Origin of the sequence: Streptomyces sp. NBC_01476, assembly GCF_036227265.1 — a bacterium.
Lineage (GTDB): Bacteria > Actinomycetota > Actinomycetes > Streptomycetales > Streptomycetaceae > Actinacidiphila.
The window spans coordinates 1,358,305-1,382,908 of sequence record NZ_CP109446.1 but is presented as its reverse complement, the minus strand read 5'-3'; the positions used below and the strand labels follow the sequence as shown (position 1 = coordinate 1,382,908).

Sequence of the window (24,604 nt, the reverse complement as noted above, 5' to 3'; positions counted from 1 at the left end):
GCCTCAGCCGCCCTGCTCGGCGGGGGAGTGGTACGCCGGCCGCGCCGCCGTCAGATCCTGCAGATCCCCGCCGGCCGTCAGCCAGCCCAGCAGGCAGGAGGGCCAGAGCCACTGCCCGTGGGGCATCGTCACCGGCACCAGCGTGACCTGCCGGCTGACCGTGTCGAGCACCGCCCACCCGCCTTTGACCAGCGGCACCGCCGCCATCCGGCACGCACCGCGGCCGGCCGTGATGCTGTGCAGCCAGTGGACCGCGTCGCTCACCCCGCGCGGGCGGCTCCCGTAGAGCAGGTCGGCGCAGTCCAGCCAGCCCGGTTCGTGCCGGGCGTCGGCGTTGACCACGAAGTGTTCGTCCAGTACCTGCGGGCCGCCGGGGTGCGCGGCGCCGACCGAGGCCCGCAGCAGGATCTCGCCGGCGGGAGTGGGCACCGCCAGCGACAGGGCGGCCACCCGGCGGTCCGGCTCCGGCGGCTGTGACCGCTTCACGTCGTACCGCTCCACACTGACGAAGCAGCGTAATCCGGCCGGCCCCGCTGCTGATGTTCTGTCGGACTCCATCGAAGGCGGCCTCCTGCTCCGGCGGACCGCCCCTGCCACGGCTTCGTACGGCAGCCGGGCCCGCCGGGTCCGCGGGGGCGAGCGATGCCCGAACTGCAGCCGTCCTTGGGCGGTTTCCTACCGTTACAGCACATCAAGCCGGTGTTTCTCCCGCATTACGGCAGGCGAACAACACATGACGCAGGCCACGTCCGCAGGCCGGTGCGCCCCGCTCCCCGGCCGGGGAGCAGGGCGCGGGGAGCAGGGCGCCGCGCCGGTCAGCTCGCCGGCACGGCAGCGGTGACGAAGTCGGCGTGCAGCCGCCGGGTGTGGTCGAGCCGGCGCACCGGACCGGTGAGCGTACAGATCACCGTCAGCCGCGGATCGGCGGACGACGGGCCGAGCCGCAGCTCCAACTCGCCCGGTTCCACGATCCGTTCGCCGTCCCGGCCGGTGAAGCCCGCCAGGTCGGCCGGCACCCGCACCGCGACCCGGGCCGCCGCCCCCGGCGCCAGCTCCAGCCGCTGGTAGCCGACCAGCCGCTGCACCGGCTGGACCACGGAGGCCACCGGGTCGTGCAGATAGACCTGCACCACCTCCGTACCGGTCCGCTCACCGGTGTTGCGTACGGTGAACGCCACCCGGATGTCCCCGTCGGTCCCCGTCTGCAGCTTCCCGACGTCCAGCTCCGACCAGCGGAACGAGGTGTACGTCAGCCCGTGACCGAAACCGAAGGCCGGCGTCGGGTCGATGCTGGACACCTCGCTGAGCTGGCCGAGCCGGGCCGCCAGATAGGTGGACGGCTGGACACCGGGGCGGCCGGGGACGGAGACCGGCAGCCGCCCCGAGGGGTTGACCCGGCCGCTGAGCACCCCGGCGATGGCCCCGGTGCCCTCCTCGCCGGGGAAGAAGGACTGCACGATGCCGGCGGCCTCGGTCACCGCCCGGCCCAGCGCGTAGGGCCGGCCGGCCAGCAAGGTCACCACCACCGGCACTCCGGTGTCCAGCAGGGCGTCGAGCAGGTCCTGCTGGACACCGGGCAGCGCCAGCGACTCCGCGTCGCAGCCCTCCCCGCTGGTGCCGCGCCCGAAGAGCCCGGCCCGGTCGCCGAGCGCGAGGACCACCACATCGGCGGTACGGGCCAGTTCGGCCGCCGCCGCGAAGCCGCCGGTGCCGGGGCTGTCGACCCCGCAGCCGGCCGCGGTGACGATCTCACTGCCGGGGAACTCCGCGGTCAGCGTCTCGCGCAGCGTCGGCAGCCCGATGCCCGCGGGCACGTCCGGGTGCTGGCCGCCCACGTGCACGGGGAAGGCGTAACAGCCAAGAACGGCCGTCGGCGCCTCGGAGTTGGGGCCGATCAGGGCGATCCTGGCGGGCCGCGCCAGCGGCAGCGTCCCGTCGTTGGCGAGCAGCACGATGCTCTGCTCGGCGACCTCCCGGGCCAGGTCGCGGTTGGCGGCGCCGTCCAGTTCGACGGTGCCGCGCAGTGCCTGCGGATCGGCCAGGTCGGCGCCCGCGAGAACGGCGGGCACCGGGTCCCAGTCGGCGTCGAGCAGTCCCAGCTCCGCCTTCTGCGTCAGGACCCGCCGCAGCGCCCGGTCGACCAGCGCCTCGTCCACCTCGCCGTCCGCGAGCGCCTTCAGCAGCGGTTCCCCGAAGGTCTTCACGGTGGGCAGTTCGACGTCGACGCCCGCGCCGAGCGCCGCGCCCGCCGCTTCACCGAGGGTCGCCGCCACACCGTGCAGGGTCTTGAGGAAGGCGATGCCGAAGTAGTCCGCGACGACCGTCCCGGTGAAGCCCCAGGTCTCCCGGAGCAGCCCGGTCAGCAGCCGCTCGTCGGCGGCGGCGGGCACGCCGTCGGTGTCGGTGTAGGCGTGCATCACCGACCGCGCGCCCCCTTCGCGTACCGCCATCTCGAACGGCGGCAGCATCACGTCGGCGCGCTCGCGCACCCCCATGCCCACCGGCGCCAGATTGCGGCCGGCCCGGGAGGCGGAGTAGCCGGCGAAGTGCTTCAAGGTGGCGACGATCCCGGCGGCTTCGAGGCCCTGCACATAGGCGGTGCCGACCGTGCCGACCAGGTACGGGTCCTCGCCCATGGTCTCCTCGACGCGGCCCCACCGGGCGTCCCGCACCACGTCGAGGACCGGAGCGAGCCCCTGGTGGACGCCCACCGAGCGCATGTCGCGGCCGATGCGTTCCGCCATCCGGCGCACCAGGGCGGGGTTGAAGGTGGCGCCCCAGGCCAGCGGCACCGGATAGGCGGTGGCGCCCCAGGCGGCGAAGCCGGCCAGGCATTCCTCGTGGGCCAGCGCCGGGATGCCGAAGCGTCCTGCGGCGGCGATCCTGCGCTGGGTGCGCAGCAGTGACAGTGCGCCCAGCGCCGGATCGACCGGCGCGGTGCCGAACGGCCGGGTGAGCTGGCCGAGTCCCTGCGGCAGCAGCGACTCCAGGGTGACGGGCTCCTCCATCTCGTGCTGGTACGGGGCGACTTCGCCGCCCTCGTCGGACGCCCCCACCCACACGCCGAACAGCTGCGCGACCTTCTCCGGCAGGGTCATCGCGCTGATCAGCGCATCGGCCCGGGCAGCCGGCTCCAGCGCGGGGTCACGCCAGAGGGGAGCGGCGGAATCTGTCTCTTCGACCACGGTGTCGGTCACTTTCCTCCGACGCCCATCAGCCCCTGGACCAGGGCGCGGCGGGCGAACAGGTAGACGATGAGAATGGGCAGCATCGACAGCACCACCGCGGCCAGCAGGCCGGGGATGTCGACGCCGTGCTCGGTCTGGAAGTTGTACAGGCCCAGCGTGATCACCTTCGCCGAGTCGGACTGGGTGAGCACCAGCGGGAAGAGGAAGCCGTTCCACGCCTGGAGGGCGGAGAAGACCACGATGGTGGACAGGCCCCCCTTGGACAGCGGCAGCACCAGCTGGAAGAAGACCCGCCACGGCGGGGCGCCGTCCACCGCCATCGCCTCGTACAGATCGGGGGTGATGTCCCGCATCACCCCGGTGAGGATCAGCGCGCACACCGGCAGCGAGAAGGCCGCCGTCGGCAGGATCACCCCGATCAGGTTGTCGTAGAGACCGGCCTTGCTGATCACGTAGAACATCGGCACGATCACCGCCTGCGCCGGGATGGCGAGGCCGAGCAGGAACAGCCGGAAGACACCGGTGGTGAGCCGGCCGCGGCTGCGTACGATCGCGTAGGACAGCGGCGGCACCAGCAGCAGCACGATCGCCACCACCGCCGCGGTGACCACCACGGTGTTGAGGAAGTAGCGGCCGAAGCCATTGGAGAAGTCGGCCGAGTAGTTGTCGAAGGTGAAGTGCTTCGGGAAGGCCAGCGGGCCGTTGGCGGAGTAGTCGGCCCGGCTCTGCAAGGTCGCCGCCAGCATCACGTACAGCGGCAGCCCGACCAGGAAGAGCCAGACCAGCGAGCCCAGGCCGGCCAGGTAGTTGGGGCGGTTGCGGCGGCGCCGCCGGCCGGCGGGCCGGCTGCCGGGCGCGGTCTGCGCGGTCATCACAGTCCCTCCGCCGTGCTGCGCATGTCGTCGTAGCGGGAGACCCGGACGACGATCAGCGAGATGATCGTGGCCACGACCACCAGCACCAGGGCGATCGCCGAGCCCGCGCCGAAGTCGAAGCTCTTGAAGGCTTTTTGGTACATGTAGTAGGCGCTGATGGTGGTGTCCGTGCCGGGGCCGCCCTGGGTGAGGATCAGCACCGTGTCGAAGGTGGTCAGGCCCCCGACGACCATCAGGATCATCGAGGTGATCATGGTGTTGCGCAGCTGCGGCAGGGTGATGTGGAAGAACTGCCGTACGGTGCCCGCGCCGTCGATCTGCGCCGCCTGGTAGAGGACTTGCGGGATCGCGCGGGCCGCGCCCTGGTAGATCAGGGTGTGGAACGGCGTGTACTGCCAGGCCCCGACGAAGACCAGCACGCCGATGGCCCCGCTGCGCATGCCCAGCAGATTGCCGTCGCCGAAGAGCCAGCGGGCCTGCGAGGGCACCCCGAAGTTGGGGTCGAGCAGGGCCCGCCAGAGCACGGACACCGCGGTCGCGGAGAGCAGCAGCGGCACGAAGTAGACGGCCGAGAGCACCGCCCGGTTGCGCTGCCTGCCGGCCGCCCACACCCCGAGCAGCAGGCTCAGCGGCGTCTGCACCGCGACGCCCAGCACCGTGATGAGCAGGCTCAGCCACAGGCTCTGGATCATCACAGGGTCGTGCACCAGGGCGGTCCAGTTGTCGAAGCCGGCGAACTCGGGTGAGCTCAGGCCGTCCCAGCTGGTGAAGGAGAGCACCGCGACCAGCACCAGCGGAACGACGGCGAACAGGACGAAGAACAAGGTGGCCGGGACCGCCCAGGCGAAACCGGGGCGGGTCACCGCGGCGCCGGTCCGGCGGGTGGGCCGGCGCCGCGGTGCGAGGGCGGCGGACGCGGGGTCCGCCGGGGACTTGGTGAGGGTCATCGTTGATCCCGGCTCATGAGGACGGCAGGGCCTGCATGGCCTTGATGAAGCCGTCGGCGTCGAGCTTCCCGTCGAAGAACTCCTGCACGGCCTGGTGGATGGGCGTGATGGCGGCCGGCGGGTACGCCTGGTCCCACGACAGCTGGAACGAGGGCGCCTGCTTGACCAGGTCGAACTGGTACTTCGAGTACGCGGGGCTGGCCGAGGTGCTGAGGAAGTTCGCGGTGTTGTTGGTGGTCGGCAGGTTGCCGATGGCCAACTGCGCTTTCACGAACTCGTCCGAGGACTGCAGCTTGAGGAACTGGGCTATCGCGTCCGGGTACTTGGTCTTCTTCAGCACCGAGTAGAAGTTGTTGGTGTTGCCGACCAGGTCGTTCGGGTCGCCCTTGCCGCCGGTGACGGTCGGGAAGGAGCCGTAGCCCAGGTCGGTCTTGGCGAAGTCCGGGCTGGCGTCCTGCTGGGTGGAGTACTCCCACGAACCCATCAGTTCGAAGCCGGCCTTGCCGGCCGCCAGCAGCGCGGGGGAGCCGCCGTCGGTGAACTTCACCGAGTCGTAGGCGCTGCCGAACGCGCCCGCGTCGACCAGCTCCTTGAGCATCGACAGTGCCTTGCGGCTGTCGGCGCTGTCCCAGGCGCTCTTGTCGCCGGACATGGCCTTCTGGAAGAGCCCGGGGCCGGCCACCCGGTCGTAGACGTACTCGTACCACATCAGCGTCGGCCACTGGTCGCCGCCGCCGAGCGCGATCGGGGTGACGCCCTTGGCCTTGAGGGTCTTCACCGCGGCCAGCAGCTCGTCCCAGGTCTTGGGCGCGGTGACACCGGCGTCGGCGAGCACCTTCTTGTTGCTGAAGAGCAGGACGGGCTGGGTGCCGCGCATCGGGATGCCGTAGGACTTGCCGTCGATCACCGCGGTGTTGAAGACCGAGGGCAGGTAGTCGGACTTGAGAGCCGGGTCCTTGGCGATGAAGTCGTCCAGCGGCAGCAGCAGTCCGGCCTTCACGAAGGGCTGGATGCTGCCGCCGCCCCAGTTGAAGAAGACGTCCGGGGCCTGCTTGGTGTTGATGATCGTCTGGAGCTTCTGCTGGTAGTCGGCGCCGGGGATGGTGTCCAGGACCGCCTTGACCTTGGAGGTCTTGTTGAAGGTGGCGACAATCTGCTTCTCGACCTTGTTGGTCGCGTCCCCGTAGACCAGGACGTGGAAGCTGCCGGAGCCGCCGCCGCTGCCGGAGCTGCCGCCGCCGCAGGCGGCCAGGGAGAGCCCGAGTACGAGCGTCACGCCGCCGGCCACGGCGCGGGAGTGCCATTGGTGCTTTTTCATCGCCCCGCCTTTCGAAAGTTTCGGCTACTCTGCCGAAATGTGCTGCGGGCTGTGACGCTAGAGTTCGGCCCAGGAGGGGTCAACCCTCGGGTCCGTTGTTGCCAAAGCGTTACGTCGGGAGGTGGCGGGAGGTGACATATCCTGCGGTTCATGGATGACGACGAGATACCGGGCCGGGTGACCCTGGCCCAGGTCGCCGAAAACGCGGGGGTCTCGATCTCGACAGTTTCGAAAGTGCTCAACGGCCGGCAGGACGTCTCACCGCCGACCCGGCTCAAGGTCGAGAAACTGCTGGAGGCCCACGGCTACCGGCGGACCACCCGCACCACCCCCGACGCCCCGCTCATCGAGATCGTCTTCCACGAACTCGACGCGATCTGGGCGATGGAGCTGATCCTCGGCGTCGAGAAGGTCGCCAAGGAGCACTCCGCGAGCGTCGTGCTCACCCAGAGCGGCACCCGCCACTCACCGGGTCCTGAGTGGATCGAGGGCGTGCTGCGGCGCCGGCCGCTCGGCGTGATCCTGGTCTTCTCGGCCCTGCCGCAGGAGTACAAGCTCCAGTTGCGGTCCCGGTCGATCCCGTTCGTCATCATCGACCCGGCCGGCGACCCCGAACCCGACGTGCCCTCCGTCGGCTCCGCCAACTGGTCCGGCGGCCTCGCCGCCACCCGCCATCTCATCGAGTGCGGCCACCGCAGGATCGGCATCATCACCGGCCCCGAGGACATGATGTGCTCGCTGGCCCGCCTCGACGGTTTCCGCTCCGCGATGTCCACCGCGGGCCTGGACATCGCACCCGGACTCATCGCGCACGGTGATTTCCACGTCGAGGGCGGCTTCGAGCGCGCCCTGGACATGCTGCGCCGTACCGACCGCCCCACCGCGGTCTTCGCCGGCAGCGATCTGCAGGCCATCGGGGTCCTGGAAGCGGCCGCGGCGCTGGGCCTGAGCACCCCGGCCGATCTCTCCGTGGTCGGTTACGACGACGTGGCCGTCGCGAAATGGTCGCGCCCGGCGCTGACCACCGTCCACCAGCCGCTGCGCAGGATGGCCGAGGCGGCGGCGGAGATGCTGCTGCGGCTCAGGGCGGGGGAGCGGACCACCACCCGGATGGAACTGGCCACCAGCCTGGTGATCAGGAAGAGTACGGCCCCGCCGCCGCGGTGAGGCTTTCGGTACGGTTTCCGACCGGCCGGCGGGCGGTGCTTCCGCCCGTCGGCCGGACACCGTCCCCTCGAGGACGTGAGAGCGCCGCGACGGTCAGGACCGCGCAGAAGCCTCCCGGCCCGGCGCCGGCGGCAGATCCACCAGCGCGGCCAGCGCCGCCCGGTGCCGCCCCGGTGTGCCCAGCGCGATCTCGTCCGCCTTCGCCCGCTTCAGGTACAGGTGCAGCGGATGCTCCCAGGTCATGCCGATGCCGCCGTGCAACTGGACCGCCTCCTCCGCCGCGTGGACCGCGACCCCGCTGACGTACGCCTGCGCGACCCGTACCGCGACGGCCCGGTCCGGCGCGCCGGAAGCCACCGCGTCGGCGGCGGCCCGGGCCGCCGCCCGCGCGTTGACCACCTCCAGCCAGAGGTCCGCCAGCCGGTGCTTGAGCGCCTGGAAGGAGCCGACGACCCGGCCGAACTGACGGCGTTCGCCGAGATACCGGACCGTCTCGTCGAGGCACCACTGGGCCACACCCAGCTGTTCCGAGGCGAGCAGCCCCGCCCCGGTGAGCAGCGCGGACTCCAGCGCGGCGGCCGGATCCGCGGCCGGCAGCAGCCGGCCGGGCGCGCCCGCGAAGCGCACATCGGCCGGCGGCCTGGTCAGGTCGAGCGCGGTGAACCGGCCGACCGTCACCGCGTCCGCGGCCACCTGGTACAGCGCGGGCCCGGCCGGCCCCACCGCCGGGACCACCAGCACGTCCGCCGCGACGGCGTCGGCCACGCTCGTCACCGTGCCGGTCAGCCGCCCGTCCGCGTCCGCCCGTACGCCGGCCGGGAAGGCGTCCCCGGGCGCGGCCGACAGCGGTACGGCGAGCGCCGCGGTCGCCGTACCCGCGGCAAGCCGCCCGAGCAGTGCGACGACCCCCTCGTCCGCCGGGTCGCAGGCCAGCAGCGCGGAGGCAGCCAGCACCGCGCTGCCCAGGAACGGCACGGGCGCCACCGCCCCGCCCAGTTCCTCAAGCACCACCGCGGCCTCCCGCGCGGAGGCGCCCTGCCCGCCCAGCTTTTCCGGCACCAGCAGCCCGGCAAGCCCCAGTTCGACCGCGAGCACCCGCCACAGTGCCGGGTCGTACGGCTCCGGGCCCTCGATCCGGGCCAGCACCGCGGCCGGCGGGCAGTGGTCGGCCAGCACCGCGCGGACGGCGGCCCGCAGATCGTCCTCGACATCCGTGTAGAGCAGATTCACCGGGGCAGGTCCTTCCAGGCGACGTCCTTGTCGGTACGGGGCTCGGCGGGCAGCGCCAGCACCCGCTCGGCGATGATGTTGCGCAGGACCTCCGAGGTGCCGCCCTCGATGGAGTTCCCCTTCGCCCGCAGATAGCGGTACCCCGCGTCCCGGCCGTAGAAGTCCACGCTCCGCGGCCGGACCATCGTCCAGTCGCTGTAGCGCAGCCCCTCCTCGCCGCGCAGCTCCACCTCAAGACCGCTGATCCGCTGGTTGAGCCGGGCGAACGCCAGCTTCAGCCCCGACCCCTCCGGGCCCGGCGCACCGGCCGCGAGCTGCTGCCGTCCCCGTTCCGCGCCGAGCCGGGCGACCTCCGCCTCCACCCACAGGCCCAGCAGCCGGTCGTGCAGTTCCGGCGTCCGCAGCTCCGGCCGCTCCCGCCAGACCGCGGCGGCCTGCCCGATCATGCCGCCCTCGCGGGGCAGCGCCATGCCGCCGATCGCCACCCGCTCGTTCATCAGCGTGGCCTGGGCGACCCGCCAGCCGTCCCCGACCGCCCCCAGCCGGTGGGCGTCCGGGATCCTGACACCGGTCAGGAAGACCTCGTTGAACTCCGCCTCACCGGTGATCTGCCGCAGCGGTCTGACCTCGACCCCGGGGGCGGTCATGTCGCACACGAAGTAGGTGATGCCCTGGTGCTTGGGGACGTCCGGGTCGGTGCGGGCGATGAGGATCGCCCAGCGGGCGGTGTGGGCGCTGGAGGTCCACACCTTCTGCCCGTCCACGATCCAGTCCTCCCCGTCGCGCACCGCCCGGGTCCGCAGACCGGCCAGGTCGGACCCCGCGCCCGGCTCGCTGAAGAGCTGGCACCAGACTTCCTCGCCGGTCCACAGCGGCCGAAGCCACCGCTGCATCTGCTCCGCGGTCCCGTACCGCAGGATCGTCGGCGCGGCCATCCCGAGCCCGATGCCGATCCGGCGCGGATCGTTGTCCGGTGCCCCCGCCGCCGCCAACTCGGCGTCCACCACGCCCTGCAGGGCGCGCGGCGCGCCCAGACCGCCGAGCCCTTCGGGGAAGTGCACCCACGCCAGCCCGGCGTCGAACCGCGCCCGCAGGAAATCCAGCGGCGCCGTCCCCGCCGGATCCACCGCCGCCAGCAGCCCTCTCACCCGCTCCCGCACGTCCTCCGCCGTCGCCATACCGCCGCCCTCTCCGTACTCGACCGCCACTAAGCAAGCGCTTGGAAACGTAACCGAAGTGGGGCCGGTACGAAAGGGGGTCGGCGTCAGCCGGGGGCCTGAGCGCCGTCCCGCGCCTCGTACCGCTCGGGGAACTCGTCGGGGTGCCCGAGGAACCGTTCGCGCCAGTGCGCGTGGTAGAGCCGCTGGTCGGTGACCCCTGCGCCGGCCACCGCGGCGTGGAAGACGTCCGGCCGGCGCAGTACGGCCAGCGCGGCCAGGGAACCGCTGAAGGACCAGCCGCGGATGCCGACCCGCCCGAGGTCGAGTTCCGGGTGCAGGCGCGCGGCCTCCCGCAGCGCGGCCACCTGGCCGGCCAGCACCGGCCCGAACAGGTCGCCGTACACCTCGCGGCGGCGTGCCCCTCCCGCAGGACGGTGACCCGGCCGCCCGGCCGGTTCCGCCCCAGCGCAGGGTCAGCCGCCGGCGGTGGCGTACCCCCGCGGGGGGACCGTCAGCCGGCAACGTATCCGCACGGGTGGTGCGGGTGGGAAAGACGCCGTGAAGTGCCCGCACTCCGCCGGAGACGGAGGGGCACCGCACCGGTCAGCGGACCGCAGGGGTTACCGCACCGGTCAGCGGACCGCAGGGTTACCGCTGGAGGACCGCGATGCACACCGCCGCCAGCACCGTGACGATCACGAACACCACCAACCGCTGCCGCATCAACCTCCGCGACGCCCCCTGCGCCCGCCGCGCAGCGGCCCCCGCGGGGGTCCGCACCGGCGTACCGCTCCCCCCGGAGGAAGAAGGTCCCGTCCCAGGCGAAGTCCGCCGCGCCCCCGACGTCACCGCGGGCGTCCGCCGCCCGCCGACCGGCTCGCGCGGCGCCGTCCGCTGCTGGGCGTACTCCTCCGCGCGCCGCCCCACCGGACGCTCCGGCCGGGGCCCGGCCGCCTTCGGCACGCCCTCCCGGCGCGGCGCCCCGATCCCGCGGGCCTCACGCGTCGCGATCTCCCCCAGCCGCTCCGACAACTGCACCGTGCTCGGCCGGTCCGCCGGGTCCTTCGCCAGACACGCGTAGACCAGCGGAGCCAGCGCGTCGGGCACGCCGCCCAGATCCGGCTCCTCGTGCACCACCCGGTACAGCATCACCTCGGAACTCCCCTGCCCGAAGGGCGAGTCCGCGGTCGCCGCGTACGCCAGCGTCGCCCCGAAGGCGAACACATCCGTGGCCGGCGTCACCGCCGCCCCCCGCACCTGCTCCGGCGCGAGGAACCCGGGCGAACCCACCGCCGTACCCACATGGGTGAGCGTGCTCGCCCCGGTCGCCCAGGCGATCCCGAAGTCGATGATCCGCGGCCCCTTCGGCGACAGCAGGATGTTCGACGGCTTGAGGTCCCGGTGCACCACCCCCGCCTCGTGCACCGCCACCAGCCCGTCCGCGAGCGCCGCGCCGATCGAGGCGACCTCCGCGGCCGGCAGCACCCCATGCTCGGCGACCTTGTCGTGCAGGGACGGACCCGGTACGTACTGGGTGGCGAACCACGGCCGTTCGGCCTCCAGGTCCGCCGCCACCAGCCGCGCCGTGCAGCCGCCGCGGATCCGCCGGGCCGCGGAGACCTCACGGGCGAACCGGGACCTGAACTCCTGGTCCTCGGCCAGCTCGGGCCTGATCACCTTCAGCGCCACCCGCTGCCCGCGCTTGTCCGCCCCGAGGTACACCACACCCATGCCGCCCGCGCCCAGCCGCCGGTGCAGCCGGAACGCGCCGACGACCCGCGGATCCTCGCGCCGGAGCCGCATCATCGCCATGTCTGTCCGTCCCCTACCTCCGGTGGTGGGGGAAGGGCCCCACTCCGCTGACTGGCCGGTCGGCCGCCCACAGCTTACGGACTCACCTCCCCGTCCGCGCCGAAGGCCCGCAGGCGACGGGCCGTGAATTGTCAGTGCCGGGTGGGACCCTGAGGTGTGGGAGCACGTAACTCCTGCTCCCCGCCTCGCCAACGGACCGTCTGCCAAAGGGGATTGACGCCGTGAAAGGTGATCGTGTGGAGATCGTGGTTGACGCGGGGGACACCACCCGCACTTATGAGGTCATCGCCACCCGAGCCGGCCGCCGGGTCGAGACCGCGGTGCGCCGCGGTGTCGTGGAGGTCAGCGAGGTCACCCGTAACGGCTCGGTGGTCCGCACCGCCCGTTTCATGGCCAACCGGGTGCTCGCCCTGGTCGAACAGCCCATCCCGCGGGACGACGAACAGGCGGGCTGATCCGGGCCGCCCCCTCTCAGGGATCACCCCGGGATCGGGGGCCGGCTCCTCCACCCAGGGGAGTAGCCGGGGTCCCCGCCGTCATCCTCCGGGAGGCCCACAAGAGGGTCCGGGGGCATGACGACCGGGTTGCCGCCCGGCCCCTAATGTTGAGGTCAAGCGGCGGGCGAAGCACTCGTCCCCCGAGGTCAAACGCCCGCCGCTCCCCAATGTCACACCACACAGACCTGACCACCCGCGCACTCCCGCCCCCTCCCCGGCGTGGAAGCGGTGGTCACACAGATGTCGTCCGCAGCCGGCCTCATGGGGTGCCGCAAGGCACTCCAGCAGGCCCGGAAGAGCGGTCCGGGCCGGGGACATACCGGTATCAACCCCGTGGGGACGGGGGTACGGCGGACGACTGCGGTTGCCCGGGTATCACCAGATACCCGGGCATTACGCTGTCCGGACACGAGCGCGGGGGAGCAGCCCATGATTCCGGTCGATCCGACCTCAGCCGTACGGTCCCCCGATCCGCTGGTGGCCGTCCTCACCGCCCACGCCACCGCGGCCACCGCGCGGAACCGTTCCGCCACGGCCACGGCCACGGCCACCGCCACCGGCACCGGTACTCCGGCGGTCCGGATCGCGGTGATCCCCGCCCCCCAGCCCGATCCGATCGTGCTCGCCGACCGGCCGGACGGCACCGTCGTACGGGTCGGCGCGATCGTCGCCAAGGCGCACGCGGGGGACACCGAACCGGGCGCCCTCGGGGTGCGGCTGGCGATCGCGGCGCATCCGCGGCTGCGCGGCATCCTGCTGCCGCCCTGCGCACCCGTGCCCAGCCGCGCCGAGAACGGCCGGCTGGTGAGCGTCTGGCCGTACGGCCGCACGGTGGACCCCGCCGATCCTGCCGCCGCGCCCTGGGAGGCAGCCGCCGTCCTTCTGGCCCGGCTGCACGCCGTACCGCCCGCCGAACTGCCCGGCCCGCTGCCGGTGATGCGCGGGCCGGCGAAGGCCGCGCGGGCGATGTCGCGGCTGCGCGCCGCCCCGGACTGCGCCGCCGCCCGCACGGTACGGGCCGCGTGGCGGCGGCTGCCCGCCTGGGTCAGGGACGAGGCGCCGTACGAGGGCCGCCGTGCGCTGTGCCACGGCGACTGGCACCTCGGCCAACTGGTCCGCCACCCCGCGCCGGAGGGCGCGTGGCAGCTGATCGACGTCGACGACCTCGGCACCGGGGAGCCCGCCTGGGACCTGGCGCGGCCCGCGATGTGGTTCGCGGCCGGCCTGCTCGCGCCCGAGGTGTGGGCGCGCTTCCTCGGCGGCTACCAGGAGGCGGGCGGCAGCGCGGTACCGGCGAACGGCGACCCGTGGGCCCATCTCGACGTGCCCGCACGGACGTTGGCCGTGCAGAGCGCGGCGACCGCGGTGGCGCGGGCGGCCCGTGAGGAACGGGCACTGGACGAGGCCGAGTCCGAACTCCTTGCCACCTGCGCGCGTATCGCCCAACTAAAGTGAACGTACCTTTTATTTGCGAGGAGTTGAACAGCCCATGGTCTGCCCCAAGTGCCACGGCCCCATGCAGACGTACAACCGCAACGGTGTCCAGATCGAGCAGTGCGGCAACTGCCGGGGTATTTTCCTGGACTACGGGGAACTGGAGGCGCTGACCCGCCTCGAAGGCCAGTGGAACCAGCCCGTGCCCCCGGCCCCGCAGGCATACCCGGCCCCGCAGGCATACCCGCCGCCGGTGTACCAGCAGCAGCCGCCGGCCCCGGCCTGGGGAGCCCCGCACCACGGCGGCGGCCACCACGGCGGACACCACGGCAACAGGCACGGCGGCTTCGCCCACATGCTCTTCTCGTCCTGAACCGGCCGGTACCGGACAGCGAAAAGGGCCGGAAGCCCGACAAGGCTTCCGGCCCTTCTCACCTGCTGCTGGTGGACGATACTGGGATTGAACCAGTGACCTCTTCCGTGTCAGGGAAGCGCTCTCCCGCTGAGCTAATCGTCCTTGGTGGTGCGGGTGCGGCGTGCGCGATACTGGGATTGAACCAGTGACCTCTTCCGTGTCAGGGAAGCGCTCTCCCGCTGAGCTAATCGCGCCGGGATTCAGCAAAAGCCCCGGTCAGGGGCCAGTGGACGATACTGGGATTGAACCAGTGACCTCTTCCGTGTCAGGGAAGCGCTCTCCCGCTGAGCTAATCGTCCTTGGAGGTGGAGACGGGATTTGAACCCGTGTAGACGGCTTTGCAGGCCGTTGCCTCGCCTCTCGGCCACTCCACCAACACAGCGGGGGCTCGGGAAGACCCCCCACATCGAGCGGACGACGAGATTCGAACTCGCGACCCTCACCTTGGCAAGGTGATGCTCTACCAACTGAGCCACGTCCGCAGATGCCGCCGCCGGGACCATGTCCCGGACTTGGCCGCCGCCGTGGCGTTGCACACCCCGGCGACGAGTTGAACTCTAGCGGATACCGGGTCCAGCTCAAAAACGGGTTTGCGCAGCGTGCCGGGCCAATGACGAGCAGTTGACGTCCGGCCGGCGCCGGCCGCGGCCCCGCGCCCCGCCGTCGGACCCGGCCTAGACTCGGGACCCACCGCCTCACCACCACCGGGAAAGCAGCGTGCACGACCTCGCCCCCATGGCCCGCTTCGGCCCCCTCGTCGCCTCCGACCTGCGGGATGTCACGGCTGACCTCGGCGCGCTCGACTCGTCGGGCTTCTGGGCGGTCGCCGTGGACTTCGAGGGCCGTACGGTCTGCGCGCGCTTCGGCGACGTCCGCCCTGCGCCCGCCCCCGACCCGGCCCGCTGGCGCGGCCCGGCGCCGCACGCGTGGATCTCCTCGCTGGACCGGGAGGCCTACCAGGCCGGGGTACGGACCATCCGGGACCGCATCGCGACCGGCGAGGTCTACCAGGTCAACCTCTGCCGGGTGCTCTCCGCGCCCCTGGGCAGCGAGGACGGCGCCCCGCACGACATCGACCTCCTCGGCGCCGCACTGGCCCGCGGCAACCCGGCTCCGTACGCCGGCACGATCCGGCTGCCCGCGCACGGCGTGGAGATCGCCACCGCCTCCCCCGAACTCTTCCTCAGCCGTAACGGCTCCACCGTCGAGTCCGGCCCGATCAAGGGCACCGCCCGCACCGCCGACGGCTTCCTCCCCAAGGACCGGGCGGAGAACGTGATGATCGTCGACCTGGTCCGCAACGACCTCGGCAGGGTCTGCGCCACCGGCACCGTCACCGTGCCGGCGCTCTGCGCCGTCGAACCGCACCCCGGCCTGGTCCACCTCGTCTCCACCGTCCGCGGCGAACTGCGCCCGGACGCCGGCTGGCCAGGACTCTTCGCCGCCGCCTTCCCGCCCGGCTCGGTCACCGGCGCCCCCAAGTCCAGCGCGCTGCGGATCATCGACGAGCTGGAGACCGCGCCGCGCGGACCGTACTGCGGCGCCGTCGGCTGGGTGGACGCCGACCGGCAGACCGCCGGACTCGCCGTCGGCATCCGCACGTTCTGGATCGACCGGACCGGTCCGGCGGGCCCTGAACTGCGCTTCGGCAGCGGCGCCGGCATCACCTGGGGATCCGACCCGGCCGGCGAGTGGGCCGAGACGGAACTCAAGGCCGCCCGGCTGCTGGCGGTAGCGTCAGGGGTGTACGGGAGAGATCAGCAGGACCGGCTGGACGAGCGGGACCTCCGCACCAAGGACGGAACCGGTGGCCGTACGGACACCGGGCACCACGCGATCGGAAGGATGCTGTCGTGAGGATCTGGGTCGACGGCGGACTGCGGGACGCCGCGGACGCCACCGTGTCGGTGTTCGACCACGGGCTGACCGTCGGCGACGGCGTCTTCGAAACGCTCAAAGCCGTGGACGGCCGCGCCTTCGCCACCACCCGGCACCTCAACCGGCTGGCCAGGTCGGCCCGCGGGCTCGGCCTGCCCGAGCCCGACCTCGCCGAAGTGGCCCGCGCCTGCCAGGAGGTGCTCGCCGCCAACCCCGTGCCGTACGGGCGGCTGCGCGTCACCTACACCGGCGGCCTGTCCCCGCTCGGCTCCGACCGCGGCGACGCCGGCCCCACCCTCGTCGTCGCGCTCGGCGAGGCCGCACCGCGCCCGGACACCACCGCGGCCGTCACCGTCCCCTGGACCCGCAACGAGAAGGGCGCGCTCAGCGGCCTGAAGACCACCTCCTACGGCGAGAACGTGGTGGCCCTGGACCGGGCCCACCGGCACGGCGCCTCCGAGGCGCTCTTCGCCAACACCCAGGGGCGGCTCTGCGAGGGCACCGGCTCCAATGTGTTCGTCGTCATCGGCGGCCGGCTGCTCACCCCGCCCCTCGCCTCCGGCTGCCTGGCCGGCATCACCCGCGAGCTGGTCATCGAGTGGTCCGGCGCCCAGGAGGCCGATCTCCCGCTGGAGGCGCTGGCCGAGGCGGACGAGATCTTCCTGACCTCCTCGCTGCGCGACGTCCAGGCGGTGCACCGGCTGGACGACCGCGAACTCCCCGGCGCCCCCGGCCCGGTGACCGCCAAGGCGATGCGGGTCTTCGCCGAGCGGTCGGCCGAGGACGTCAACCCGTAGGGCGGACCCGCATCCGTGAACCGCCGCCACCACCTGGGAGTTCGACCGTGACGACCACCCTGCGACCCACGGGACCCGAGCGGCGGGAGGCCGACGGCACCCGGGCGCGCTCCTACGCCGTACGCGTCAACAGCCGCACCGTCGGCGCCCTCGACCTCGGCACCGACCGGCTCTACGGCCCCCGGGTGGGCAGGATCACCGCCCTCGGTATCGCCGAGGCCGACCGGCGGCGCGGTCGCGGCACCGTCGCCGCGCTCGCCGCGGAGGAGGTGCTGCGCTCCTGGGGCTGCGACCGGGTGGAGGCCGCGGTGCCGGCCGGGGCGGAGTACGCCCTGCGGATGGCCGCCGCGCTCGGCTACACAGAACGCCAGCTGAACATGGTCAAGGAGCTCGGCGGCGCCGCGCTCCCGCTGCCGGCCGGCAGTTCCCTGCGACCGCTGACGGACGCCGAGTACGGGCCCTGGCGGGATCACGAACGTGCGGGGTTCATCGCCGAGTTGATGTCGCGGGGGATACCGCGCGAGCAGGCCGCGGCACACGAGGAGAGCGGCTTCACCACGGCGCTGCCGGACGGTCCGGCGACCGAGGGCACCGCCCTGCTGGTCCTGGAACACGACGGCGACAGCGTGGGGATCCTCTGGGTGCGCACCACCGAGCCCGCCTGGGTGTACTCCGTCGAGGTCGGCGCGGCCCACCGCGGCCGGGGCCACGGCCGGACCCTGATGCGCGTCGCCGAGCAGGCCGCCGCGGCGGCCGGCGCCGAGACCATCGGGCTCAATGTCTTCGCCGGCAACACCCCGGCGCTGCGCCTCTACGGCTCCCTCGGCTACCGGCCCACCCGGCGGCACTTCGCCAAGACCCTGCTCTGACCGGTCCGGTCCGGGCCGGTGCGGCCGGCCGGCGTCAGTTGTTCACGGACAACCGCTGTTCGACGATCTCCGCGATCCGCTCGCGCAGGCCGCTCTGGTCCTTGGAGCCGTCCAGCAGTTCACCGCCGACGAGATACGCCGGCGTGCCCTTCACCCCGATCGCCCGCCCTTCGGCCTCGTCGGAGTCCACCACCAGCAGATGGCGCCCGTCGATCAGCGCGGTGTCCATCTCCTCGGCGTCGAGGCCCAGTCCGGCCGCCACCTCCACCAGCAGCGCCTCACCGCGCCGTTCCAGCTCCCCGGTCCTGGCCAGCACCGCCGCCGCGTACTCCGGCCCCCGGCCCTGCGCGTACGCCTCTTCGTACGCCTGCGCCGCCGCCAGCGCGTACTTGTGCTTCTCCATCGGGAAGTGGCGCAGCTGCACGGCGAGGGAGTCGCCGAAGCGGGCGCGCAGCGCGTCGACGTCGGTCAGGGCGGTGCGGCAGTCAGGGCACTGCAGTTCGCACCAGACGTCGAGGACGACGGGGGGAACGGGGTCGGTCATGACGCAAGTCTCCCACTCACGGAGGAGGCGGCCCCGCCCGCGGGGAGGAGCGGTGTCCCCGAGATCACCCTGAACCCGGCCCGTGGCCATGGCTTCCGGAGGCCGGGCGGAGGCACGATGGGGTGAGGAGTTCCCGCGGGGCCCTTGGCCGGACCTCACGGGCCACCGGAGTGCCCAGGAGCCGCAGGATGCTGACCACGACCCTCTGCGTCGCCCTGTCCGTGGCGGGACTGGGCCTCGCGGCACTCACCGCCTACCGGCGCCGCTATCTGCGGGCCACCAGGATCGCCGCGCTCGCCCTGCTGCCGGCCGGTCTCGGCCTGGCCGGCCTGGTCACGCTCGGCCGCAGGATCGGCACCGCGGTCGGCGACTGGGCCGTGGACCTGGTCTTCAAGCCGACGGTGTGGCTCGGCTTCGGCGTGATCGCCTGCTCGGTCCTGCTCTACGGGATCACCCGGCTCTTCTCCGGCCGCGGTCCGGCGCAGGCGGGGGAGCCGGCCGCGGGCAGCCGGGCGCCGGCCGCCGTACCGGGGGCTTCCACCCCGGCGATCCCGGCCGGGCGGCCGGCCGCGGGCAAGCGGCGCGGCGGGTCCGACAGCGGGCTCTCGGACTTCGCGGACGTCGAGGAGATCCTCAAGCGGCGCGGCATCTGACCGGGCGCGGGGGCCGTCGGATGCCGGGCCACAGGCGGAATCTGTGATTCCGCCGCGGCCGCAAACGACGCACAGTATCTGAGACCAGCTGTCTCGGCAGTTGGATTCCGGCATCCGAGACGCAGGTAAACGGGCTTGTAAACTCTGCGTGTTGGGGCCCTGGCGGTCTTTCGCTGCGCGATCATCAGGCTGTGCTGACCTACCCCGGGGACCGCCTCGCCCCCCAGTGGCCGGACGGTGCGGAACCTCCTGTTTCCCACCCCGCCGCCCTCACCGCTGCCACCCTCGCGCCGTCCCCGGCGGTCACGCCCGTACCGCGGACGCTGCCGGAGGAGGGGCCGGAGGAGGGGCCGGAGACCGCACCGGCGGCCGTATCTGTGCCCGTACCTGTGCCCGTGCCCGTGCCTGTGCTGCGGCCGGGGTCCGTACCGAAGGCCGCGCCGGCTTCCGTGCCGGTGCCTGCGCCCGTGCCGGTGTCCGTGCCGCGGCCGGCGAAGGCGAGGCGGGCCGCGAGACGGCAGGCGAAGGCGGAGCGGGTGTTCGTGGAGCCCAAGGGGTGCCTCTACGCGCTGTCGCAGCCGCCGCTGATGCTCTTCCTCTGCGTGATCAGCGGCCTGATCGGCGGCGGCGCGGCCTGGGACCTGCTCTTCCTGTGAGCCACCCCGCCCCGCGGGTCCGCGACCGCGCGGCGCCGCCGGGGCCGGACGTCAGGCGCTGGCCTCGCGCCTGCGGGCCCGGTACGCGGCGACGTGCAGCCGGTTCCCGCAGGTGCGGCTGTCGCAGTAGCGGCGGGAGCGGTTGCGGGACAGGTCCACGAAGGCCCGCCGGCAGTCGGGGGCGTCGCAGCGCCGCAGCCGGTCCCGTTCGCCCGCGACGATCAGGAAGGCCAGCGCCATGCCGCAGTCGGCCGCCAGGTGGTCGGCGAGCGAGGCGCCTGGTGCGAAGTAGTGCACATGCCAGTCGTACGCGTCGTGGTCGGTGAGCCGCGGGGTGGTGCCGGCCTCGGCGATCATCGCGTTCAGCATGCGGGCCGCCGACGCGTCGTCGGTTGCGGCGAAGACCTCGGTGAACCGGGCGCGGACCGCCTGGACGGCCAGGATGTCGCGCTGGTCGAGCCGGCCGACCTCGCTGACCTGGTTGCGCTCCACGAAGCCGCGCAGGGCGGCGACGTCCCCGAGGCCCTCCCGCCCTTCGATCTGCGGCTGGGTGTTGACCAGGTCGACCACGCTGTCGAGCGCGCACCTGGTGTCGTGGTTGATCAGCACGGAAACGCTCCCTGGCCCGCGGGGTGTGCGGCTGCGGTTCCGGGTGACTCTAGCGCGCGAGAGCCGCCACTGCGGGCTGTGCTGCCCTTGGTGACGGCTCTCGTGCGTGCGGTCCGGCCTGCCGTACCGGTCGGGTGCGGCGGTCGGCGGTCCGGGCAGTCCCCCCGAGTAGGACGGCCGCGGACAACGGGATACGGGGCTCAGCTCTCCGCGAGGATGTGCGAGAGCTCCGTATCGAGATCGAAGTGACGGTGCTCGGTGCCCGGCGGTACCGCGGCGTCCGTCCGCTTCAGGAAGGACTCCAGGGCCCGGGCCGGGGCTTCGAGCAGGGCTTCGCCCTCGGGGGAGCTGAGGGCGATGCACACGACGCCCTGACCGTGGCTGCGGGACGGCCAGACTCGGACGTCGCCAGTGCCGGTGGGGCGGTGCAGCCCCTCGGCGAGCAGGTCGCGGGCGAACACCCATTCGACCGTCTCTTCGGCGCCTGTGTGGAAGGTGGCGTGCACGGCATACGGATCGGCCGTGTCGTACCGCAAGCCCGCGGGTACAGGCAGTGAGGATTCGCTCGACACGACGAGGCGCAGGTGCAGCTCGCAGCTGACCGTGGTGTTCATAAGCGCCATGGCCTTTCGCTCAGTGTGCGCTCGGGGATTCGCACGTCGGCGAAATCGACATGCCACCTGCGAGGGCGTTGTAAACACCTCTGAGCGGTTTGTGAAGCTTCTGATAGCTCGTCCGGCCCAGCGTTCGGACCTGCGATGCGGCCATTTCAGTGAGGGCAATTCACGCGGTACGTTTAAACATCCGACTGCGGAGAGTGACGATTCCGGGACGCTGCGGCCAACTCTCCCGGCGCGGGCTTCTCGGGCGCGGAAGGCGGGCGGGCGGGAAGGGCCGCGGCGCCGGCCCGGGGAGGACCTGGCGATGGTCAGGAGCCCTGACCAGGTGCGGTAGAGTTGTCGGCACGCCGGGGCGATTAGCTCAGCGGGAGAGCACTTCGTTCACACCGAAGGGGTCACTGGTTCGATCCCAGTATCGCCCACCCGGAAGAGAGATCCCGGAGATCGGAAACGGTCTCCGGGATCTCTCGCTTTCCGGCAGGCACGGGCCGGCCCTCGCGGAGACTTGACCCATGGACCGCTGGAGCCACTACCGATTCCGCAGTGTCTGGGAACTCGCCGCCGACCCCGACACGGTCTACGGCGTGCTGGAGCGGCCCGACCGCTACCCCGACTGGTGGCCGCAGGTGCGCGAGGTGGCCCGGACCGACGACTCCAGCGGCACCCTGCGCTTCCGCTCGGTCCTCCCGTACGACCTCGTCGTCACCGCCCGCGCCACCGTGCAGGACCCCGGGCGCCGCGTCCTCGAAGTCGCCATGGCCGGCGACCTGGAGGGCACCGTCCGCTGGACCGTCCTCCCCGCCGCGCCCGAACTCCCGCCCGGCGGCACCCACTTGGTCTTCGAGCAGGACGTCGTGGTCTGCAAGCCCCTGATGCGGCTCTTCGCCCTGCCGTGCCGCCCGCTCTTCATCGCCAACCACGCCCTGATGATGCGCGGCGGCCGGACCGGGCTGCTCGCCCGACTCGCCGCAGACGCGGGCAATGTGGTTTGAACCCAGCCCCGCCAAGACGGTAAGGTTCAAGCCGTCCCGGGCGATTAGCTCAGCGGGAGAGCACTTCGTTCACACCGAAGGGGTCACTGGTTCGATCCCAGTATCGCCCACCACCGTCGCGCCCTCGTTCCGTCAGCGGAACGGGGGCGCTTCGCTGTCCGCGGGGGGCGTCGTTGTCAGGCGGCCGCGGTGGCAGGGGGGTCCGGGCGGAGGGGCCAGGCGGGGTCGCAGGTTTCGTCGGAGCCGTTGCGGGCGAACCAGGCCTGGAGGCCGCGGGACTGGGCGGCGTGCCAGACGGCCTGGCGGGAGTGGAGTTCCAGCCGGCTCAGCGCGGCGAGGCGTTCGGCGTAGCGGCGGGCTATGGCGCGGGTCAGGATGAGGGACGCGGCGGCGTCGGCCGCCGCGTCATGGGCGTCGGTCAGCGGGACGCCGTACAGGGCGCAGAGGTCGGTGAGGGTGCGGCGGCCCTTGCGGTAGCGGTCCAGATGCTTGTCGAGGACCCGGGGGTCCAGCACGCACCACGCCGGACCCTGGAAGTACGCACTGAGCGCGGCGCCCCGGTGGCGCTTCAACTCCCGGTCCAGCAGGGTGAGATCGAAGGGCGCGTTCATCACCACCAGCGGCACGCCGGCCGCGCAGCGGGCCGCCAGCTCCCGGGCGATCTCCTCCAGCACCGGCCCGGGCCGCCGGCCGTGGCGCCGCAGGAAGTCCTCCGACAGCCCGTGCACCGCCTGCGCCGCTTCCGGCATCGGCACCCCCGGATCCACCAACCACCGGATGACCTCGGCCGGTTGTCCCGGCGCGGGCTCCACGACCAGCGCGGCGGAGACGATGCGGTCCCGCTCCACGTCCACACCGGTCGTCTCGGTGTCGAAAGCGGCCAGCGGGCCCTCGGACCAGTGCGTCATGACCGACCCCCAAAATTCCGGTGAAGAACATGCGTCAAGGGGATGTTCGGGAGGAGTCAGGTCAACTCCCCACCAACGGTGTACCCATGACGTCATGTCATCGAAACGGGACGGTTTGTCAGTCGCCGCAGGTGGAGAAGACACAGGATGACGGGAAAACGTACGACCAGCGCATGATCGTATGAAGCGACCACCGACGCCGAGGCAGAGACGCTCAGCACGGAAGGCACGAGGAGCGATGGCGCTCGCACAGCCAGAACCGTCACGGCTGCTGCCGGAACCCGCGGCGGCGTTCCGCGGCGGGATCGCCACCACCAGCTGCATGGAGACCCTGCAGGTGGGCTACCTGCACGCGGTCGCCGCCGCCGCGGGCTGCTCGCTCGCCCAGCCCTTCCCCGACAACGGCATCGACTGGCACCTCAGCCACAGCTCGCGCGCCCACGCGGTGGACGACGAGGTCACCATCAAGGTGCAGCTCAAGAGCACCTATCAGCTCGCCCCGCACCCGCCCGGCCCCACCTTCGCCTTCACCCTGGACAACGACCACCTGGCCAAACTCGCCAGGACCCCGGTGTCGGTGCACAAGATCCTGGTCGTGATGATCGTCCCCCGCACCCAGGAGGAGTGGCTGCGCGCCAGCCACGACCGGCTGGAGCTGCGGCACTGCTGCTACTGGACGAACCTGGCGGGCCACGCCGTGACCGGCCGGAACAGGACCACCGTGCGGATACCCACCACCCGGATCTTCGACGACCGGGCGCTGTGCGAGATCATGGCCCGCGTCGGAGCCGGAGGAAAACCGTGACGCACCCGACCGCCGGCGAGCCCGCGCCACCCGACCCCGAGCGGGTCGACCCCGCCGTCCTCACCGCCCTGCTCCGCCGGCACGGCTGGCAGCGCCGCGGCGGCGCCCCCGGCCGCTACAGCCGCTGGACACCCCCCGGCGGCGACGGCACCAGCCTGCTCGTCCCCGACGGCCGCCCGCACGGCGCCCGCCCCGCCTACGCCGACTACGGCGACCTGCTCGCCGAAGCGCTCACCGCCCTCACCCGCTCCGCTGCTCCCTCGGCCCGCGACGTCCTGCACGCCCTGAGCAGCCCCGGCGACGAGATCCGCTGGCGCCGTGAGATCACACCGACCGGCGACGCGGTGCCCTGGACCGCGGCGGAGCAACTGCACTCCGCCGCCCGGGCCATGCTGCTCGCCGCCGCCCGCGCGGCCCTCGGCCCGGCCGGCTACTTCGGCGAACGCCACGGCCCGCAGGCCGCCGGCCTGCTCGACCAGGTCCTCGTCGGCCCCGCCGCCGGCCACGTGCTCACCGCCTACACCCCCGTCCCCGACGCCCGCCCCACCGCCACCACCCTGCTGCGCGCCCTCCAGGCCACCCGCGACGCCGTCGATCACCAGCGCGTCACCGGCGCACTCGACGCGTTCGACGCCGCCATCGCCCTCGGCGTCAGCCACGAGCTCGCCCGGGCACTGATCAAACTGGTACGCGGCACCGAGGGCGTCACCATCGCCCTCGCCTGGTCGCCGCTCACCGCGCCGCCCGGCGGTTTCGCCGCCCGCCCGGAACCGGTCGCCTTCTCGCCCGGCGACCTGCCCGCCCTGCAGGCCGCCGGTGACCGTTACCGCGACCGCGAACCCTCCGTCCGGGTAGACCTCACCGGCACCGTGGTCCGGATGCGCCGCCCCGCCCCGGCCGGCGGCGGCACCGTACGCCTGCGGGTGCTGACCGGCGCCGGGGTCCACCAGATCCGGGTCCGCCTCGACGAGGACGCGTACCGCATCGCCGTCCATGCCCACCTGGTCGGCCTCCCGCTGCGGATCAGCGGCCGGCTGGAGAGCCGCGGGGGCTTTCGCCGGCTCACCGATGCCACCGGCGTCGCCCCCGTCCACGTCGACGAGGCCGAGCGCGACCGGCTGCTCAAATCCCTCCAGGGCGGCCTGGACACCTTCGAGGACGCCTGCGGCGGCGACCCCGGATGAGCGACGCACCTGACAACGGAAACCCGCGGACTCGGTACGATTCAGC

General features: G+C 72.7%; 24 protein-coding genes and 7 tRNA genes. 13 read left to right on the top strand and 18 right to left on the bottom strand.

Translation table 11 applies throughout. The features are described 5' to 3' along the window. Positions 1 to 3: 3 nt before the first annotated feature. The 5 genes from OG552_RS06055 to OG552_RS06035 form a co-directional block, all read right to left on the bottom strand. Positions 4 to 486 carry a hypothetical protein gene (locus OG552_RS06055; RefSeq protein WP_329130155.1) on the bottom strand — a complete coding sequence of 161 codons (483 nt, stop codon included), beginning with the start codon at positions 484 to 486 and terminating at the stop codon, positions 4 to 6. A gap of 329 nt (positions 487 to 815) precedes the next feature. Next, positions 816 to 3,197: a beta-glucosidase family protein gene (locus OG552_RS06050; RefSeq protein WP_443070876.1), complete on the bottom strand. Its 2,382-nt coding sequence runs from the start codon at positions 3,195 to 3,197 to the stop codon at positions 816 to 818. After that, the gene (locus OG552_RS06045; protein ID WP_329130154.1) at positions 3,194 to 4,060 is read right to left on the bottom strand and encodes a carbohydrate ABC transporter permease; all 867 of its coding nucleotides are present in this window, start codon (positions 4,058 to 4,060) and stop codon (positions 3,194 to 3,196) included. Before OG552_RS06045 ends, OG552_RS06050 begins: the two co-directional genes overlap by 4 nt. After that, on the bottom strand, positions 4,060 to 5,010 hold the full coding sequence (locus tag OG552_RS06040; protein WP_329130153.1) for a carbohydrate ABC transporter permease: 951 nt from the start codon (positions 5,008 to 5,010) through the stop codon (positions 4,060 to 4,062). Before OG552_RS06040 ends, OG552_RS06045 begins: the two co-directional genes overlap by 1 nt. Positions 5,011 to 5,023: 13 nt before the next feature. Further along, on the bottom strand, positions 5,024 to 6,328 hold the full coding sequence (locus tag OG552_RS06035) for an ABC transporter substrate-binding protein (protein WP_329130152.1): 1,305 nt from the start codon (positions 6,326 to 6,328) through the stop codon (positions 5,024 to 5,026). Between the two features lie 150 nt (positions 6,329 to 6,478). On the opposite strand from OG552_RS06035, the gene OG552_RS06030 reads away from it, so the two are divergent. Further along, complete coding sequence (locus OG552_RS06030; protein WP_329130151.1) at positions 6,479 to 7,495, top strand: LacI family DNA-binding transcriptional regulator; 1,017 nt, start codon at positions 6,479 to 6,481, stop codon at positions 7,493 to 7,495. A gap of 93 nt (positions 7,496 to 7,588) precedes the next feature. On the opposite strand, the gene OG552_RS06025 is transcribed toward OG552_RS06030, so the two are convergent. The 4 genes from OG552_RS06025 to OG552_RS06010 all read right to left on the bottom strand — a co-directional run bounded on the left by OG552_RS06025 (position 7,589) and on the right by OG552_RS06010 (position 11,697). Then, positions 7,589 to 8,725, bottom strand: a complete 1,137-nt coding sequence (locus tag OG552_RS06025) for an acyl-CoA dehydrogenase family protein (RefSeq protein WP_329130150.1) — start codon at positions 8,723 to 8,725, stop codon at positions 7,589 to 7,591. After that, positions 8,722 to 9,903, bottom strand: a complete 1,182-nt coding sequence (locus OG552_RS06020; protein ID WP_329130149.1) for an acyl-CoA dehydrogenase family protein — start codon at positions 9,901 to 9,903, stop codon at positions 8,722 to 8,724. The genes OG552_RS06025 and OG552_RS06020 overlap by 4 nt, the downstream gene beginning before the upstream one ends. An 86-nt stretch (positions 9,904 to 9,989) precedes the next feature. Next, a complete protein-coding gene (locus OG552_RS06015) occupies positions 9,990 to 10,289 on the bottom strand; it encodes an alpha/beta hydrolase family protein (protein WP_329130148.1) in 300 nt (99 codons plus the stop codon). A 244-nt stretch (positions 10,290 to 10,533) separates the two neighbouring features. Then, positions 10,534 to 11,697, bottom strand: coding sequence for a serine/threonine-protein kinase (locus tag OG552_RS06010; RefSeq protein WP_329130147.1), 1,164 nt, complete (start codon positions 11,695 to 11,697; stop codon positions 10,534 to 10,536). 221 nt (positions 11,698 to 11,918) lie between these two features. Here OG552_RS06010 and OG552_RS06005 point away from each other — a divergent pair, with 221 nt between their 5' ends. From OG552_RS06005 to OG552_RS05995, 3 genes are all read left to right on the top strand, one after another. Then, positions 11,919 to 12,152, top strand: a complete 234-nt coding sequence (locus OG552_RS06005; RefSeq protein ID WP_329130146.1) for a hypothetical protein — start codon at positions 11,919 to 11,921, stop codon at positions 12,150 to 12,152. Positions 12,153 to 12,623: 471 nt separating this feature from the next. Beyond that, complete coding sequence (locus OG552_RS06000; RefSeq protein WP_329130145.1) at positions 12,624 to 13,649, top strand: phosphotransferase family protein; 1,026 nt, start codon at positions 12,624 to 12,626, stop codon at positions 13,647 to 13,649. A 34-nt stretch (positions 13,650 to 13,683) separates the two neighbouring features. Then, on the top strand, positions 13,684 to 14,001 hold the full coding sequence (locus OG552_RS05995) for a TFIIB-type zinc ribbon-containing protein (protein WP_329130144.1): 318 nt from the start codon (positions 13,684 to 13,686) through the stop codon (positions 13,999 to 14,001). Positions 14,002 to 14,070: 69 nt separating this feature from the next. Here the strand turns inward: OG552_RS05995 and OG552_RS05990 are convergent. The 5 genes from OG552_RS05990 to OG552_RS05970 all read right to left on the bottom strand — a co-directional run bounded on the left by OG552_RS05990 (position 14,071) and on the right by OG552_RS05970 (position 14,525). Continuing rightward, positions 14,071 to 14,145: transfer RNA gene (locus OG552_RS05990), tRNA-Val, on the bottom strand. A 20-nt stretch (positions 14,146 to 14,165) separates the two neighbouring features. Beyond that, a tRNA-Val gene (locus tag OG552_RS05985) sits at positions 14,166 to 14,237 on the bottom strand. Positions 14,238 to 14,270: 33 nt separating this feature from the next. Beyond that, positions 14,271 to 14,342 (bottom strand) — tRNA-Val (locus OG552_RS05980). 1 nt (position 14,343) lies between these two features. Beyond that, positions 14,344 to 14,417: transfer RNA gene (locus OG552_RS05975), tRNA-Cys, on the bottom strand. A 35-nt stretch (positions 14,418 to 14,452) separates the two neighbouring features. Then, a tRNA-Gly gene (locus tag OG552_RS05970) sits at positions 14,453 to 14,525 on the bottom strand. 235 nt (positions 14,526 to 14,760) lie between these two features. On the opposite strand from OG552_RS05970, the gene OG552_RS05965 reads away from it, so the two are divergent. The 3 genes from OG552_RS05965 to OG552_RS05955 are packed head-to-tail and all read left to right on the top strand — an operon-like array spanning position 14,761 to position 17,587. Further along, positions 14,761 to 15,900, top strand: a complete 1,140-nt coding sequence (locus tag OG552_RS05965; RefSeq protein WP_329130143.1) for a chorismate-binding protein — start codon at positions 14,761 to 14,763, stop codon at positions 15,898 to 15,900. Then, positions 15,897 to 16,718, top strand: coding sequence for an aminotransferase class IV (locus tag OG552_RS05960; RefSeq protein ID WP_329130142.1), 822 nt, complete (start codon positions 15,897 to 15,899; stop codon positions 16,716 to 16,718). Before OG552_RS05965 ends, OG552_RS05960 begins: the two co-directional genes overlap by 4 nt. A 47-nt stretch (positions 16,719 to 16,765) precedes the next feature. Then, positions 16,766 to 17,587, top strand: coding sequence for a GNAT family N-acetyltransferase (locus OG552_RS05955; RefSeq protein ID WP_329130141.1), 822 nt, complete (start codon positions 16,766 to 16,768; stop codon positions 17,585 to 17,587). A 34-nt stretch (positions 17,588 to 17,621) separates the two neighbouring features. Here the strand turns inward: OG552_RS05955 and OG552_RS05950 are convergent, their stop codons facing one another. Further along, positions 17,622 to 18,131 (bottom strand): DsbA family protein, encoded by a 510-nt coding sequence (locus OG552_RS05950; RefSeq protein WP_329130140.1) that lies wholly within the window; start codon positions 18,129 to 18,131, stop codon positions 17,622 to 17,624. Between the two features lie 188 nt (positions 18,132 to 18,319). On the opposite strand from OG552_RS05950, the gene OG552_RS05945 reads away from it, so the two are divergent. Next, positions 18,320 to 18,784, top strand: coding sequence for a hypothetical protein (locus OG552_RS05945; RefSeq protein WP_329130139.1), 465 nt, complete (start codon positions 18,320 to 18,322; stop codon positions 18,782 to 18,784). 707 nt (positions 18,785 to 19,491) lie between these two features. On the opposite strand, the gene OG552_RS05940 is transcribed toward OG552_RS05945, so the two are convergent. Together OG552_RS05940 and OG552_RS05935 are read right to left on the bottom strand one after the other, a co-directional pair. Further along, positions 19,492 to 20,049, bottom strand: a complete 558-nt coding sequence (locus OG552_RS05940) for a CGNR zinc finger domain-containing protein (RefSeq protein WP_329130138.1) — start codon at positions 20,047 to 20,049, stop codon at positions 19,492 to 19,494. A gap of 200 nt (positions 20,050 to 20,249) precedes the next feature. Continuing rightward, positions 20,250 to 20,663, bottom strand: a complete 414-nt coding sequence (locus OG552_RS05935; protein ID WP_003959770.1) for an SsgA family sporulation/cell division regulator — start codon at positions 20,661 to 20,663, stop codon at positions 20,250 to 20,252. Between the two features lie 356 nt (positions 20,664 to 21,019). Between OG552_RS05935 and OG552_RS05930 the strand changes: the two genes are divergently transcribed. The 3 genes from OG552_RS05930 (at position 21,020) to OG552_RS05920 (ending at position 21,774) form a co-directional block, all read left to right on the top strand. Next, positions 21,020 to 21,091, top strand: a tRNA-Val gene (locus OG552_RS05930). A 90-nt stretch (positions 21,092 to 21,181) separates the two neighbouring features. Next, positions 21,182 to 21,661, top strand: a complete 480-nt coding sequence (locus tag OG552_RS05925; RefSeq protein ID WP_329130137.1) for an SRPBCC family protein — start codon at positions 21,182 to 21,184, stop codon at positions 21,659 to 21,661. Between the two features lie 38 nt (positions 21,662 to 21,699). After that, positions 21,700 to 21,774: transfer RNA gene (locus OG552_RS05920), tRNA-Val, on the top strand. 63 nt (positions 21,775 to 21,837) lie between these two features. On the opposite strand, the gene OG552_RS05915 is transcribed toward OG552_RS05920, so the two are convergent. After that, positions 21,838 to 22,569 carry an exonuclease domain-containing protein gene (locus tag OG552_RS05915; protein ID WP_329130136.1) on the bottom strand — a complete coding sequence of 244 codons (732 nt, stop codon included), beginning with the start codon at positions 22,567 to 22,569 and terminating at the stop codon, positions 21,838 to 21,840. A 238-nt stretch (positions 22,570 to 22,807) separates the two neighbouring features. On the opposite strand from OG552_RS05915, the gene OG552_RS05910 reads away from it, so the two are divergent. Then, positions 22,808 to 23,374 carry a DUF4365 domain-containing protein gene (locus OG552_RS05910; RefSeq protein WP_329130135.1) on the top strand — a complete coding sequence of 189 codons (567 nt, stop codon included), beginning with the start codon at positions 22,808 to 22,810 and terminating at the stop codon, positions 23,372 to 23,374. Next, a complete protein-coding gene (locus tag OG552_RS05905; RefSeq protein ID WP_329130134.1) occupies positions 23,371 to 24,558 on the top strand; it encodes a hypothetical protein in 1,188 nt (395 codons plus the stop codon). Before OG552_RS05910 ends, OG552_RS05905 begins: the two co-directional genes overlap by 4 nt. Positions 24,559 to 24,604: the final 46 nt, after the last annotated feature.